The organism is Buttiauxella brennerae ATCC 51605 (genome assembly GCF_001654925.1).
Classification (GTDB): domain Bacteria; phylum Pseudomonadota; class Gammaproteobacteria; order Enterobacterales; family Enterobacteriaceae; genus Buttiauxella; species Buttiauxella brennerae.
This window is the reverse complement of record NZ_LXER01000074.1, coordinates 1-367: the sequence shown is the minus strand read 5'-3', so window position 1 is coordinate 367 and position 367 is coordinate 1. Positions and strand designations below refer to the sequence as shown.

Annotated in this window: 1 protein-coding gene and 1 pseudogene; one reads left to right on the top strand and one right to left on the bottom strand. The window is 54.0% G+C overall.

From position 1 onward, the window contains the following. Positions 1-134 (top strand): catalase-related domain-containing protein (locus tag M975_RS22650; protein ID WP_157093433.1); only part of this gene is annotated, 134 nt, incomplete at its 5' end. A 13-nt stretch (positions 135-147) separates the two neighbouring features. On the opposite strand, the pseudogene M975_RS23160 reads toward M975_RS22650, so the two are convergent. Continuing rightward, positions 148-367 (bottom strand): annotated as a pseudogene (locus M975_RS23160) (o-succinylbenzoate--CoA ligase); the annotation flags it as partial.

Sequence of the window (367 nt, the reverse complement as noted above, 5' to 3'; positions counted from 1 at the left end):
CGCGTATCGCCGGGGAGATGAAAGACGTGCCGGAAAGTATTCAGGCGCGACAGATTTGTCTGTTCAGCCAGGTCCATCCTGAATACGGCGCGGGAGTGGCTAACGCACTCAAAGCGCTTAAGAACGATAAGTAATAGATTGCAGGGGTTATGCCCCTGCTGCCCATTCCATTAGCCTATGGCGGGAGATTTTAATCCCGCCTTGTTTTAACTCCTGCGGCAGCGCTATCCAACGCACTGGCCGCTGAAAACGAGGCAACTTGCCGTCAAGCCAGGCGGCAATCTCGTTAAAATCACATTCCGCATTAGTCTCAACAACGGCAACCGGCCGCTGTCCAAACTCAGCGTCATCAACGGGCACCACAAAC